12 protein-coding genes are annotated in these 14,140 nt (G+C 65.6%); 9 read left to right on the top strand and 3 right to left on the bottom strand.

Features of this window, described 5'->3' with window-relative positions; genetic code table 11:
• Positions 1 to 5: 5 nt before the first annotated feature.
• Genes ectB through thpD form a run of 3 tightly spaced genes read left to right on the top strand, consistent with a single transcriptional unit; the run spans position 6 to position 2,580 of the window.
• A complete protein-coding gene (ectB, locus tag ABD301_RS25790; protein ID WP_344313058.1) occupies positions 6 to 1,256 on the top strand; it encodes a diaminobutyrate--2-oxoglutarate transaminase in 1,251 nt (416 codons plus the stop codon).
• A 17-nt stretch (positions 1,257 to 1,273) separates the two neighbouring features.
• A complete protein-coding gene (locus ABD301_RS25785) occupies positions 1,274 to 1,675 on the top strand; it encodes an ectoine synthase (RefSeq protein WP_163566812.1) in 402 nt (133 codons plus the stop codon).
• Positions 1,672 to 2,580 carry an ectoine hydroxylase gene (thpD, locus tag ABD301_RS25780; protein WP_163566813.1) on the top strand — a complete coding sequence of 303 codons (909 nt, stop codon included), beginning with the start codon at positions 1,672 to 1,674 and terminating at the stop codon, positions 2,578 to 2,580. The genes ABD301_RS25785 and thpD overlap by 4 nt, the downstream gene beginning before the upstream one ends.
• On the opposite strand, the gene ABD301_RS25775 is transcribed toward thpD, so the two are convergent.
• A complete protein-coding gene (locus ABD301_RS25775) occupies positions 2,552 to 3,676 on the bottom strand; it encodes a pyridoxal phosphate-dependent aminotransferase (protein WP_163566814.1) in 1,125 nt (374 codons plus the stop codon). The genes thpD and ABD301_RS25775 overlap by 29 nt on opposite strands.
• A 63-nt stretch (positions 3,677 to 3,739) precedes the next feature.
• Between ABD301_RS25775 and ABD301_RS25770 the strand changes: the two genes are divergently transcribed.
• Complete coding sequence (locus tag ABD301_RS25770) at positions 3,740 to 5,158, top strand: aminotransferase-like domain-containing protein (protein WP_344313057.1); 1,419 nt, start codon at positions 3,740 to 3,742, stop codon at positions 5,156 to 5,158.
• On the opposite strand, the gene ABD301_RS25765 is transcribed toward ABD301_RS25770, so the two are convergent.
• Both ABD301_RS25765 and ABD301_RS25760 read right to left on the bottom strand, forming a co-directional pair.
• Positions 5,155 to 5,394, bottom strand: coding sequence for a hypothetical protein (locus ABD301_RS25765; protein WP_344313056.1), 240 nt, complete (start codon positions 5,392 to 5,394; stop codon positions 5,155 to 5,157). The genes ABD301_RS25770 and ABD301_RS25765 overlap by 4 nt on opposite strands.
• A gap of 29 nt (positions 5,395 to 5,423) precedes the next feature.
• A complete protein-coding gene (locus ABD301_RS25760; protein WP_344313055.1) occupies positions 5,424 to 6,368 on the bottom strand; it encodes a hypothetical protein in 945 nt (314 codons plus the stop codon).
• Between the two features lie 185 nt (positions 6,369 to 6,553).
• Here ABD301_RS25760 and ABD301_RS25755 point away from each other — a divergent pair, with 185 nt between their 5' ends.
• The 5 genes from ABD301_RS25755 to ABD301_RS25735 are packed head-to-tail and all read left to right on the top strand — an operon-like array spanning position 6,554 to position 14,133.
• Positions 6,554 to 8,254: an acyclic terpene utilization AtuA family protein gene (locus ABD301_RS25755; RefSeq protein WP_344313054.1), complete on the top strand. Its 1,701-nt coding sequence runs from the start codon at positions 6,554 to 6,556 to the stop codon at positions 8,252 to 8,254.
• A complete protein-coding gene (locus tag ABD301_RS25750) occupies positions 8,254 to 9,402 on the top strand; it encodes an acyl-CoA dehydrogenase family protein (RefSeq protein ID WP_344313250.1) in 1,149 nt (382 codons plus the stop codon). Before ABD301_RS25755 ends, ABD301_RS25750 begins: the two co-directional genes overlap by 1 nt.
• Positions 9,399 to 10,994, top strand: a complete 1,596-nt coding sequence (locus ABD301_RS25745; protein WP_163566817.1) for an acyl-CoA carboxylase subunit beta — start codon at positions 9,399 to 9,401, stop codon at positions 10,992 to 10,994. The genes ABD301_RS25750 and ABD301_RS25745 overlap by 4 nt, the downstream gene beginning before the upstream one ends.
• Positions 10,994 to 12,979: an acetyl/propionyl/methylcrotonyl-CoA carboxylase subunit alpha gene (locus ABD301_RS25740; RefSeq protein WP_344313053.1), complete on the top strand. Its 1,986-nt coding sequence runs from the start codon at positions 10,994 to 10,996 to the stop codon at positions 12,977 to 12,979. Before ABD301_RS25745 ends, ABD301_RS25740 begins: the two co-directional genes overlap by 1 nt.
• Positions 12,976 to 14,133, top strand: a complete 1,158-nt coding sequence (locus ABD301_RS25735; protein ID WP_163566818.1) for an acyl-CoA dehydrogenase family protein — start codon at positions 12,976 to 12,978, stop codon at positions 14,131 to 14,133. The genes ABD301_RS25740 and ABD301_RS25735 overlap by 4 nt, the downstream gene beginning before the upstream one ends.
• Positions 14,134 to 14,140 lie beyond the last annotated feature (7 nt).

The following is a 14,140-nucleotide window of genomic DNA, read 5'->3' as shown; positions in this document are numbered from 1 at the left end:
GTGAGATGAGCATTTTCGAGTCGCTGGAATCGCAGGTGCGCAGCTATTGCCGGGGTTGGCCGACGGTGTTCGACCGGGCCACCGGCAGTCACCTTTACAGCGAGGACGGCCGAGAATACCTTGATTTCTTCGCAGGTGCGGGCGCGCTGAACTACGGGCACAACAATCCGGTGCTGAAGGCGGCGTTGCTGGAATATCTCGGCCGTGACGGGGTCACCCACGCCTTGGACATGACCACGGTGGCGAAGCGGGACTTCCTGGAGACCTTCCAGGACACTATCCTGCGTCCACGTGAGCTGGACTACAAGGTGATGTTTCCCGGGCCGGCCGGAGCGAATGCCGTTGAGGCGGCTCTGAAACTGGTTCGCAAGGTGACCGGCCGCGAGTCGATCATCAATTTCACCAACGCGTTTCATGGGATGACGTTAGGCGCGTTGTCGGTGACCGGCAACTCGCTGAAACGCGGTGGCGCGGGCATCCCGTTGGTGCATGCGACCCCGATGCCGTACGACAACTATTTCGACGGCCAGACCCCGGACTTCCTGTTTTTCGAGAAGCTGCTGCAAGACAGCGGCAGCGGGCTCAATGAGCCGGCCGCGGTGATCGTGGAGACCGTGCAGGGCGAGGGCGGCATTAATGTCGCCCGGATGGAATGGCTGCAGGGCCTCGCGGAACTGTGTCAACGGCATGACATCCTGCTGATCGTGGACGACGTCCAGATGGGATGCGGACGTACCGGCCCGTTCTTCAGTTTCGAGGCGGCCGGCATCACGCCTGATGTCGTTTGCCTGTCCAAATCCATCGGCGGCTACGGGTTGCCGCTGGCGTTGACGTTGATCCGGCGGGACCTGGACATCTGGGAGCCGGGGGAGCACAACGGCACTTTTCGGGGCGTTAACCCGGCTTTCGTGACCGGGACGACCGCCCTGCGGGAATACTGGCAGGACGACAAGCTGGAGAAGTCGACGCTGGCCAAGGGCGAGACAATCGGTCGGGCGTTGAAGGAGATCGTCGAGGCCCATCCGAGCGTACCGATGCAGCCGAAGGGCCGCGGACTGGCCCGTGGCCTCGCGTTTGACACCGGTGACCTGGCTGGATCGGTGTGCTCACAGGCCTTCGAGCGTGGCCTGCTGATCGAAACATCCGGACCGGACGGCGAGGTCGCGAAGCTGATGCCGGCCCTGACCGTGACCGATGACGAGGTCGAAGAGGGCCTGCGGCTGGTGGCGGAGTCGGTCGCCGCCGCGGTCGGCTGACCGCAGAGGGGAGAGCGATGATTGTTCGTACGCTGGAAGAAATCGACGAGACGGACCGGGACGTACGGACGCCGAACTGGCGGAGCAAGCGCATTGTGCTCGCCAAGGAAGGTGTCGGCTTTTCGATGCACGAGACGGTGCTTTATGCCGGCACGATCAATGATTTCTGGTATGCCAATCACATCGAGGCCGTGTTGTGCGTCGAGGGGGAAGGCGAGCTGGTCGACAAGGACAATGACCAGACGTACAAGATCGGCCCGGGCAGCCTCTACCTGTTGGACGGCCACGAGCACCATCAACTGCTGCCCAAGACGGACATGCGCACGATCTGTGTTTTCAACCCACCGGTCACCGGCCGGGAGGTGCACGACGAGAACGGAGTGTATCCGTTGATCGCCGAGACGGAGGTAGCCCCATGACCACCACCGAGCCAAAAGTGTCCGATCCGTATCCGACCAGGGTGGGTGATCAGCCGCGGCTGATCCCGCGGGTCGATCCGACGGTGTGGGGCCAGCGGCCCGGGCCGATCGAGGCTGCGACACTCCGATCGTACGAGTCAAAGGGATATCTGACCGTCGGCGGGTTGCTGACGCCGACGGAGGTGCGGTTTTACCGGCAGGAGTTGGAGAAGCTGGCGACCGATCCAGCGCTGAAAGCCGATGAACGTACGATTGTGGAGAAGGAATCCGCGCAAGTGCGGTCCGTCTTCGAGGTGCACCAGATCAGTGAGCCAATCCGGGAGCTGATCACCCAGCCGCGAGTGCTGGACCGGGCCCGGCAGATTCTCGGCTCGGATGTCTACGTGCACCAGAGTCGGGTAAATTACATGCCCGGATTCACCGGCAAAGGCTTCTACTGGCATTCGGATTTCGAGACCTGGCACGCCGAGGACGGCATGCCGGCGATGCGCGCGGTCAGCATGTCCATCGCGTTGACCGACAACTACCCGTTCAACGGCGGCCTGATGGTGATGCCCGCCTCGCATCGCACTTTCGTTTCCTGTGTGGGCGAAACGCCGGATGACCACTACCGGGCTTCGCTGAAGGAACAGGAAATCGGCACCCCCGACCAGGCAAGTCTCACCCAGTTGGCGGCAGACCACGGCATCGACCAGTTCACCGGGTCGGCGGGCTCGGCGTTGATGTTCGACTGCAACATCATGCACGGATCGGCGAACAACATCACTCCGTATCCGCGCTCGAACATCTTCGTCGTTTTCAACAGCATGGAAAACACCCTGCGAGCCCCCTACTCGGCCCGCAAGCCCCGTCCCCCGTACATCGCTTCCCCTACTTTCACGCCTCTCCAAAACCCCGGTCTCTGAGCGCGGCGGAGAACGCGTCAAGGGCGGCCTTCAGTTCGGGCTCGGCGAGGAAACCGAAGCCGAGGCGAAAGACGCGGGCCGGTTCGCCGAACCAGGTGCCGTTGGCCACTCGTACGCCGTGATCTTGCAGTGTTTGATAGAAGCTTTCGACTGCCTTGTCGTCGAACGCAGCCGGTTTGAGGCGTACACAGCAGATCGCGCCGGCGTCTGGGCGTACCCACTCGACGAATGCGGCGTTTTCTGCCACCCATTGCTCCACCATGGCCAGACCTGTGCTGAGCGACTGCCGGCGGGACGCCAGAATGTTCTCCAGGTTCTGGAAAATGCGCAGGGCCAACGTCTCACTGACAGATGAGCAAGTGACGACGGTGTTGAATTTGGCCAGCACCAAGCTCTCTCGCAGCTTCGGATCACGGGTGATGGTCCAGCCGATCCGAAGTCCAGCCGCGCCGTGGCATTTTGACAGCGAGGCGACTGAAATCACTCGGTCGTTGAGACCTGCCGCGCTGGCGGTCACCTGATCGGAACCATAAGCTGCCTCGCGATATGTCTCGTCCAGCAGCAGGTACGCGGCTGGGCATTGCGTTGCCATGATGGCGAGCACCTCTCGCACGGTATCCGGCGAAAAAGCGACGCCGGACGGGTTCTGCGGCGACGCCAGACTGACGAGTTTTGTCGCGGGCGTCAGCAAAGGGCGTAGCCGGGCCGGATCCAGCCGGTAGCCGTCCTCGAAAGTCAACGGCAACACGCGTACGTCCGCACCCATCGCGTCAAGCGCGTTGCGGGACATCGGAAACAGCGGGGACACGGTCACCGCTTCGTCGCCGGGGGAGCACAGCAGAAAGGCGATCAGGAAAATCGAGTGCATTCCACCGACGGTGACGACGACCTCGTCCGCGTCGACGCCGTTCGAGGTGGCGATCGCCGCGCGCAGAGCCGGATCACCGGCAGCGGTGCCGTATCCCAGTGACAGGTCGGAAAGATCACCGGACAGCAGGTCACCCAGGTGCAACTCCGGGCTGACGCTCTCGCCGAGATCATGCGGGGGCGTCTCGCCGACCAGGGACATGATGGCGTTCGGGGCAAATCGAGTCATGTCCCCATCGTGTGGCACCCCGGCTGGCATTCCCAGAGCCAATCGGCCAGAATTGGTTTGGAGATGGAGCCAATCGAGCTGAGCGAGCGATTGGGCCGCTGGTCGACCGGCCGCGGCCCGCTCTATGTGCTGCTGGCGAGCCGATTGCGGCAGATGATCGATGACGGCGAGCTGCCGCCGGGCACGCCGTTGCCACCCGATCGCAGCCTTGCGGCGGCGCTCGCGGTCGGGCGTACGACCGTGGTCGCCGCGTACGAGCAGCTCACCCAGGACGGCCGGATCGTCCGGAGGCAGGGCAGTGGCACCAGAGTGGCCGGGGAACGGCGGACGACGGCCCTGGAAACCACCGCGGCGCCGATGTTCCTGCACCAACTGGAGCCCAGGGACGGCGTGATCCTGTTCGCCTGCGCCGCTCCGGACGCGCCACCGCCGGAGGTGGCGCAGGCGTACGCGCGAATAGTGCCCGAGCTCGCGTCGATCAGCAACGACATCGGCTATCACCCGGCCGGCCATCCGCGGCTGCGGGCGGCGATCGCGGAACGCTATACGCAGCGGGGAAATCCGACCACCGTTGAGGAAGTGCTGGTGACCAACGGTGGCCAGCAGGCGCTTTCGTTGACGGCGCGTGGATTCGTACGCCCGGGGGAGCGAGTGCTGCTGGAGGCACCCACCTATCCGGGCGCGCTGGAGGCATTCCGTGAGGAGGGAGCCGTGCTCCGGGCACTGCCCGTCGGACTGACTGGCTTTGCCGCTGCCGTAAGGGAAGAGCGGCCGGCGCTGGCGTACGTGATCCCGACTTTCCACAATCCGACCGGATCCGTGCTTTCGGCGCCGGACCGGGTTCACCTCGCGGCCGTCGCCGCGGCCACTGGAGTGCCGCTGATCGCCGACGAAGTGCCGGCGGACTTGGGATTTCCGGGTGAGCGGCCACCGCCGGCGATGACCGGCGAAGCGGTGATCGCGGTGGGATCGTTGAGCAAGACACTGTGGGGTGGGCTGCGGATCGGATGGGTGCGGGCCGCCGCGCCGGTGATCGCGCGGCTGACCCGGCTACGGGCCGTGCATGATATTGGCGGTGACACGCCAGGTCAGCTTGCGGCCGCCGAGCTGGTCGGGCGTCTCGACGAACTTTCGTCGCGGCGGGCCGAGGAACTTCAGCGCCGTCACCACCATCTGCAGGCTGAACTGGCCCGTCACCTGCCCGATTGGCAGGCGCCGGCGGTTCGCGGCGGTCAAACCCTGTGGGTCCGGCTGCCGTACGGCGATGGCACTTCTTTCGCGCAGGCGGCGATTCGGCACGGAGTCGCCGTGTTGCCCGGCGCCGGCTTGGACGTGACCGGCGGCGGCGAAGACCACATCCGGCTGCATTTCCGGTTACCGCTGGACACTCAGGCCGAAGCGGTCCGCCGGCTGGCGGTGGCATGGCGGACCTACCGGCCACCAGGTCGGCGCGTACGAGCGTCGCCCGCCCTCGCTGTTTAGCGGCCGCCGCGGACGAACTTGTCGAACCCGAACAGGCAGAGCCTAAGGATGGCCGCCACCATGAACACCACATTGGACAGCGTCCGGATGGCGGTGGCGTGGAAGTACGTGGTGAGCAGCGAGACCAGAAAGGCCACGATCGCGACCTGACCGGCCGTTTGGCGCAGTTTGCGTGCGGGGTTCACATCGTCCTTGTCTTTTGCCGGGCTGTGCGGCACAAGTCTGCCCAATCCCACCGCGCGACGCCAGAGGGGGCCGGCGGCGGTCAGGGCCAGTCGCAGGTCAGCGAAAGGACACCCGGCTGGATGTCGTCCTCAAGGATGTGGACGGCTGAATGTGAACTGACCGGAATTTCCTGCGGTTGCGGGTCTCGCCGTAGCGACCGGTAGAGGCAGCGGCTGGGTCGACAGCCCGGGTCGAACTGCAGGAACAGCAGATATTGCCCACCGGAGAAGGGAAAACCGCGCTGGTGGCCGGGGAACGGGGTGTCCGCGGTGCCGTCGAGGAATTCGTAGCGCATGGCGTGCGTTTCGCCGTCCGACACCTCTCGGCCAAACAGGATCTCGGCGGCGACCAGGCCCTCGACGGAGTCGCGGCGGATCCGGCCGATCTGGCAGTTGACGGTGGCTCGTACGTCGATCCGGCTCGCATCGCAGCCTGGGTCGCCGGCGTACAAGGCGACCAGCCGGTCCGTACGCCCGGAGACCGCCCGCACGACGTGGTGCAGCTCGGATCGCGCCAGCCGGCCCTGACCGTCCAGGAAAAGGAACTCGTGCAGGCTCGCTACCCGTACTTTGCCCGGCGCGCCGCCAATCTCGGTGAGCAGCCGGTCCACCGCCTCTCGCGGGCCGGACATCACCTCGGCCAGCGCGCGCGATCCGGGCAGGTGGTTGAGCCAGCGCCCGCGTGGGCGGCGGGAGCCCAGCAGGATCGTCAGCGAGCCATTCGGCAGCCGGAGGATCTCCTCCAGCATCGTGACCGCGCGGAGAGACTCCGCTCGCTCCGGTCGGCGGATGCCCTGCTGCCAGTAGCTGAGGGTGGACTGAGCGACCTGGATGCCCTGTTGGGCGAGTCGGTACTGGAGCCGAGCCAAGGACAGTCCGCGACACTCGATCGCGCTGCGTAGTGCCAGGTGAAAGGGTCCGGTACGGAGCGACCGGGCCAGCTGGTCCTCCCGGTCGAGCATGGTCCCACTAGGTCGCGCAGGCATGTCGCCCCCATTGCAGCGCGATATTGACCGCCCCGATCGGCCGCATTTGACGGGAAAACAACACTTACCACAGGGTTGCCGCGGTTGGGGGCGATCTGCGTGATCCGTGGCGTCTCGATCGTTGGAGAGGCAGAAAACAAGCAGGCGTGCTTGCTTTTTTCGGCGCGACCGGGCAGGCTCCACGCATGACGGCTGGCGCACCCATCCGGATCGGCAACGCGTCCGGGTTCTACGGCGACCGCTTCTCGGCGGTCCGCGAGATGCTCACCGACGGTCCGCTGGACGTGCTCACCGGCGACTACCTGGCCGAGCTCACGATGCTGATTCTCGGCCGGGACCGGATGAAGGATCCGAGTCTTGGGTACGCCAAGACTTTCCTACGACAGCTCGAAGAGAACCTTGGATTAGCGCTCGACCGCGGAGTCATGGTGGTCAGCAACGCCGGTGGGCTCAACCCGGCCGGGCTGGCTGAGCGGCTGCGGGAAGTGGTCGGCAAGCTCGGGCTGACGGCTTCGGTCGCGTACGTCGACGGTGACGACCTGTTGGCCCGCGCGGGCGAGCTGAATCTCGGGAAACCGTTGACCGCGAACGCGTATCTCGGCGCCTGGGGCATCGCCGAATGCCTCCGGGCCGGCGCCGACATCGTGGTCACCGGCCGGGTCACCGACGCGTCGCTGGTGGTCGGGCCAGCGATCGCCCGGTACGGCTGGACGGCGGCCGACCATGACGCGCTGGCTGGAGCGGTGGTCGCGGGTCACGTGATCGAGTGCGGGACGCAGGCAACCGGCGGCAACTACTCCGGATTCGGTGAGCTGGACATCAGCCGGCCCGGCTTCCCGATCGCCGAGATCCATCCGGACGGCTCGAGTGTGATCACCAAACACGACGGCACCGGCGGTGCGGTCACGATCGGAACGGTGACCGCGCAGCTGTTGTACGAGATAGGTGCGCCGCGCTATGCGAATCCTGACGCCACCGCTCGCTTCGACACCATCCGACTGTCCGAAGTGGACAAAGACCGGATACGGATCAGTGGGGTGCGAGGTGAAGCTCCGCCGCCGACTGTGAAGGTCTGCCTCAACACTCTCGGGGGCTTTCGCAACCAGGTCGAGTTTGTGTTGACCGGCCTCGATATCGACGCTAAGGCGGAGCTGGTCAAGGCACAGATGACCGCCGCGTTGGCTGCCCAGCCACCGGCCGAGCTGACCTGGACGTTGACGCGTACGGCGGCCGCCGACGGGGAGACCGAGGAGCAGGCGAGCACGCTGCTTCGTTGTGTGGTCAAGGATGCGAACCCGGACGTGGTGGGACGGGCGTTCAGTGGGGCCGCGATCGAGCTGGCGCTGGCCAGCTACCCGGGGTTCTTTGTCACGGCTCCACCTGGGAAAGCGTCCCCGTACGCCGTCTACACGGCTGCCTTCGTCGACGCGAATATGGTTCCGCACAACGCTCACCTGCCGGACGGAACGGTCGTTGCCTTGCCAGCGGCCAGAGAGACGCTCGCGCTCGCCGACCTGGCCACGCCCGCGTTGCCCGACCCGCTGCCGACTGGTCCCACCCGCCGGGTCCCGTTGGGATCGATCGTGGACGCACGCAGTGGCGACAAAGGCGGCTCGGCCAACGTCGGCGTGTGGGCAAGGTCGGACGAGGCGTGGCGCTGGCTTGCCCACACGCTAACCGTCGACGAATTCCGCAGACTGCTGCCGGAGGCCGCCGATCTGCCGGTTTCGCGTTATGTGTTGCCAAATCTGCGCGCGCTGAACTTCGTGGTCGAGGGGCTGCTCGGGCAGGGAGTGGCCTCGCAGGCCCGGTTCGATCCGCAGGCGAAGGGCCTGGGCGAGTGGTTGAGGGCCCGGCACGTGGACATTCCGGAGTCGCTGCTGTGATCGACACCTTTCGTACGCCCGAACAAACCGCGCTGGCCGAGTCGGTTCGGCGTTTCATGGCCGCAAAGGTGCTGCCGTCCCTTACCGAGTGGGAAGAGGTCGGCGAACTTCCCCGCGAGTTGCACAAGGAAGCGGCCACGATAGGGCTGCTGGGGCTGGCGTTCCCGGAGTCGGTCGGCGGCAGCGGCGGGGACATCCTGGACTCGCTGACCGCGGTGGAGGAGATTTTCGCGGCCGGCGGCTGCGGCGGGCTGATCGCCTCGCTGCTGACCTGCGGGATCGCCGTGCCGCACCTCGTTTCGGCCGGAAACTCTGAACAGATCGACCGGTGGGTCCGACCGACACTGGCCGGTGAGCTGATCGGCTCGCTGGCGATCACCGAACCGGACGGCGGATCTGACGTGGCTTCGCTGCGGACGAGTGCTCGCCGGGATGGCGACTCGTATGTCGTTAATGGCAGTAAAACCTTCATCACGTCCGGATGCCGGGCGGATTTCGTCACCACCGCCGTCCGGACCGGTGGCGACGGCGCGCACGGGATCTCGTTGCTGGTGATCGAAAAGAGCACCCCCGGGTTCACCGTGTCCAAGAAACTGGCGAAGATGGGATGGCTCTGTTCAGACACCGCCGAGCTGTCCTTTGTGGACGTACGAGTGCCGGTGACGAACCTGGTGGGCGCCGAGAACACCGGTTTCTACCAGATCGCCGAGCATTTCGTGACCGAGCGGATCTCGTTGGCGGTGCAGGCGTACGCGACGGCCCAGCGGGCTCTCGACCTGACCGTCCAGTGGTGCCGGCTGCGGGAGACTTTTGGGCGGCCGCTGATCTCCAGGCAAGTCGTCCAGCACACGCTGACCGAGATGGCCCAACGCACGGACGTGGCGCGCACGTACGTACGGGACATCGCCCGGCGGTATGTGGCCGGCGAGACCGACCTGATCGCCCAGGTGTGTTTCGCCAAGAACGCGGCGGTCGAGGCCGGCAGCTGGGTAGTCGACCAGGCCGTACAACTGCACGGCGGGATGGGATACATGAGGTCTTCCGAGGTGGAACGGCATTATCGCGACATGAAAATCCTGGATATCGGCGGTGGCGCCGCGCAGATCATGACCTCGTTGGCGGCGCGGCGGCTCGGATACACCTCATGACCGTGCTGCGGTCCCTTTTGGACACTCGATCGGACGAGTTCGCCGCGAACGCGCAGGCGATGATGGCCAAACTCGCCGAGGTCGACGCCGAACACGCCAAGGCGGTCGGCGGCGGTGGCCCGAAATACGTGGAGCGGCATCGCAAACGCGGCAAGCTGCTGGTCCGTGAGCGGATCGAGCTGCTGATCGATGAGGACAGTGCCTTCCTGGAGCTGTCGCCGCTGGCCGCGTGGGGCACCCAGTATGCCGTCGGCGCGAGCGTGGTCACCGGGGTCGGTACGGTGTCCGGGGTCGAATGCGTGGTGGTTGCTCACGATCCGACCGTGCGTGGCGGTTCGAGCAACCCGTACACCGGGCGCAAGGTTCGCCGGGCGATGCAGATCTCCGAAGAGAACCGGCTGCCGCTGATCAACCTCGTCGAGTCCGGCGGCGCCGATTTGCCGGCCCAGAAGGAGATCTTCATCCCGGGCGGGCAGATGTTCCGGGATCTGAGCCGACTTTCCGCCGCCGGCATCCCGACTGTCGCGGTGGTGTTCGGAAATTCGACGGCCGGCGGCGCGTACGTGCCGGGCATGTGCGACCACGTCGTGATGATCAACGAGCGGTCGAAGGTGTTTCTCGGCGGGCCGCCGCTGGTGAAAATGGCCACCGGCGAGGACTCCGACGACGAGTCACTGGGCGGCGCGGACATGCATGCCCGCGTCTCCGGGTTGGCGGATTACTTCGCCGTCGACGAAACGGACGGGCTGGGGATCGCCCGGCGAATCGTCGCGCGGCTCAACTGGTCTAAAGAAGGCCCGCGTCCTGCCGTGCGGCAGGATCCCCGCTATGGCGCGGATGACTTGCTCGGGGTCGTGCCCGTCGACCTGAAGACACCTTTCGATCCACGTGAGGTGATCGCACGGATTGTCGACGACTCGGATTTCGACGAGTTCAAGCCGTTGTACGGGTCGAGCCTGGTGACGGGGTGGGCGCGCATCTACGGTTATCCGATCGGCATTCTCGCCAACGCCCGCGGGATCCTTTTCAGCGAGGAGTCGCAGAAGGCGGCCCAGTTCATCCAGTTGGCGAACCGGTCCGACACGCCTTTGTTGTTCCTGCACAACACCACCGGCTACATGGTCGGGGCCAGCTATGAGCGCGGCGGGATTATCAAACACGGCGCGATGATGATCAACGCGGTGTCGAACAGCAAGGTGCCCCATCTTTCGGTGCTGATGGGCGCGTCGTACGGCGCTGGCCACTACGGCATGTGCGGTCGTGCGTACGATCCAAGGTTCTTGTTCGCCTGGCCCAGCGCGAAGTCCGCGGTGATGGGCCCGCAACAGTTGGCCGGTGTGCTGTCTATCGTGGCCAGAGCTTCCGCGGAAGCGAAAGGTTTGCCGTACAGCGACGAAAACGACGCGGCCATGCGGACCGCGGTGGAGAACCAGATCGAGGCCGAGTCGCTGGCGATGTTCCTGTCGGGGTGGGTTTACGACGACGGGGTGATCGATCCGCGGGACACCCGTACGATCCTGAGCCTGTGTTTGTCCGCCATCCACACCGGTCCCGTTCGCGGTGCGGACGGCTTCGGCGTCTTCCGGATGTGATGAGGATGGCTGTGATTTCCACCGTACTGATCGCGAACCGCGGCGAGATCGCCCGGCGGATCATCCGGACCTGTGCCGCGCTCGGGATCGGCACGGTCGCGGTGTATTCCGATCCGGATGCGGGGTCGCCGCACGTACCGGAGGCGGACTCCGCCGTACGGCTGGCAGGAGAAACGCCTGCGGAGACCTATCTGAATGTCGACGTGCTGATCGCGGCGGCCAAAGAGGCCGGTGCGGACGCGGTGCATCCTGGCTACGGATTTCTCTCCGAGAACGCTGGGTTCGCTCGCGCGGTGGAGGCCGCGGGCCTGTGCTGGATCGGCCCGCCACCGGCCGCGATTGACGCGATGGGCTCGAAAATCGCGTCCAAGCAGTTGATGATCGAGGCGGGCGTACCGGTTTTGGGCCAACTGGAGCCCGAGCACGTCACGGATGCGGATCTTCCGGTGCTGATCAAGGCATCCGCTGGCGGCGGCGGGCGCGGGATGCGGGTGGTGCGACGGCTCGAGGACCTCGCCGGCGAGCTGACCGCGGCGTCCGCTGAGGCCGCGTCGGCCTTCGGTGACGGAAGTGTTTTCTGCGAACGATATCTGCCGACTGGCCGGCACATCGAGGTCCAGGTGATGGCCGACGCCCACGGCACGGTGTGGGCATTGCAGGAGCGGGAGTGTTCGATCCAGCGGCGACACCAGAAGATCGTCGAGGAGACGCCTTCGCCCTTGGTTTCCACGAAACCGGCGATGCGAGCCGCGCTGATGAGTGCGGCGACCGCGGCCACCAAGGCGATCGACTATCGCGGTGCTGGCACAGTGGAGTTCCTGGCCACCGATGACGGCGAGTTCTTCTTCCTGGAAATGAACACCCGGCTGCAGGTCGAGCATCCGGTCACGGAGTGCGTGCATCAGGTCGACCTGGTCCGGCTACAGCTACGGATCGCCGAAGGTGAGCCATTGCCGGCCATCGCACCGGTCGCGCAGGGACATGCGATCGAAGTTCGGCTCTATGCGGAGGATCCCGGCAATAGCTGGCAGCCGCAGACCGGCGTCCTCTATCGGTTTGAGCTGGCCCAGCCGGCTCTCGAGTTTGAGGTCTTGCGGTCGTACGGCCTGCGGTTGGATTCGGGCGTACAGAACGGATCCGAGGTCGGCATTCACTACGATCCGATGCTGGCGAAGGTGATCGCCTGGCATCCGGATCGGCGGGAGGCGGCCACGGCTTTGGCCGGAGCGCTCCGAAGGATGACGATTCACGGTCTGAAGACCAACCGCGACTTGCTCGTACGAGTGCTCAGCGATCCGGACTTCCTGGCCGGCGAGACTCGTACGGACTTCCTTGAGCACCACGATCTTTTCCAGCCACTGCTGGACAAGGACGAGGTCAAGCTGGCCGCGTTGGCCTGCGCGGTGGCCGACGCCGAGGCGAACCGACGGGACGCCGGTGACCTGTCCGGCCTACCGGTCGGCTGGCGGAACGTGTTTTCCACACCACTGCGGAAAAAGTACGCCGATGGCACCGATGAGCACGTGGTGTCGTACCGACTCTCCCGGGATGGGCTGGCCGCGCCGGACCATCCGAACGTTGGGCTGGTCGAAGCGAGCGCGGCCGGAGTCGCGTTGGTCGTCGGGGGAGTCCGGCGATGGTTTTCGGTCGCCCGGTACGAGGATCTTCGATGTGTGGACTCCGCATCTGGCTCGGTGCAGGTGCACCGGATCGGACGCTTCGCGCCCGCGGATTCGGGCGCCGCCTCCGGGTCGCTGACCGCGCCGATGCCCGGCTCGATCGTTCGGCTGGCGGTTGCCGTCGGAGATCGCGTACGAGCCGGCCAGCCGCTGCTGTGGCTGGAGGCGATGAAAATGGAACACCAGGTCAGCGCGCCGGTGGCCGGAGTGGTGGACGAGCTGACCGTCCGGATCGGACAGCAGGTGGAGATCGGCGCCGTGCTTGCGGTCGTACGTCCGGAAACCGACGAGGAGAGTGGATCGTGAGCTTCAACGAAACCGAGGAACAGAAGGCGCTTCGCGCCGCGGTCGCCGAGTTGGGCAAGCGCTACGGCTACGACTACTACGTGAGGAAAGCGCGGGCCGGCGAATACTGCGACGAACTCTGGCAGGAGGCCGGGAAACAGGGCTTCCTCGGCGTGAACCTGCCGGAGGAATACGGCGGCGGTGGCGCTGGCATGACGGAGCTGGCGATCGTGTTGGAAGAACTCGGCGCGGCCGGCTGTCCGCTGTTGATGATGGTTGTCTCGCCGGCGATCTGTGGCACGGTGATCAACCGTTTCGGGACCGACGAACAGAAGCAGCGTTACCTGCCGGGCATCGCGGACGGATCGTTCACGATGGCTTTCGGGATCACCGAGCCGGACGCGGGCTCCAACTCACACCGGTTGACCACCACCGCCCGCCGGGACGGCACCGAATGGGTGCTGTCCGGCCGGAAGGTCTTCATTTCCGGGGTCGACGTGGCCGATGCTGTGCTGATCGTCGGGCGCACCGAGGACGCCAAGTCCGGCAAGCTCAAGCCGGTGCTTTTCGTCGTACCCACCGACGCGAAAGGCTTGGAACGCAAGCAAATCGACATGGAACTCGTGTCCGTGGACCGCCAGTTCATGTTGTTCCTGGATGACGTGCACTTGCCGGCCGATGCGTTGATCGGCACCGAAGACGCTGGCCTGATGCAGCTTTTCGCCGGCCTGAACCCGGAAAGAGTGATGGCCTCGGCGTTTTCGTCCGGCATCGCACGACACGTGCTGGAGAAGGCCGTTCGGTACGTGAACGACCGCACGGTCTGGAAGACGCCGATTGGTGCGCACCAAGGCATTGCGCACCCGCTGGCGCAGATCAAGATCGAGTTGGAGCTGGCCCGGTTGATGATGCGGAAGGCCGCTTTCCTTTATGACAGCGGCGACGACATGGGCGCCGGTGAGGCAGCGAACATGGCGAAATATGCCGCCGCCGAGGTCGCCGTCCGAGCCGTCGACCAGGCGGTGCAGTCGATGGGCGGCAACGGCATGACCGCCGAATACGGGGTGGCTTCGCTGATCGCGGCTTCCCGGGTCGGCCGGATCGCGCCGGTAAGCCGGGAAATGATCCTGAACTTCATCGCCCAGTTCTCGCTGGGTCTTCCGAAGTCCTACTAGGAAAGGG

This window comes from Fodinicola feengrottensis (assembly GCF_039530045.1).
Classification (GTDB): Bacteria; Actinomycetota; Actinomycetes; order Mycobacteriales; family HKI-0501; genus Fodinicola; species Fodinicola feengrottensis.
The sequence above is the reverse complement of the archived record's forward strand: the minus strand, read 5'-3'. Positions and strand labels throughout refer to the sequence as shown.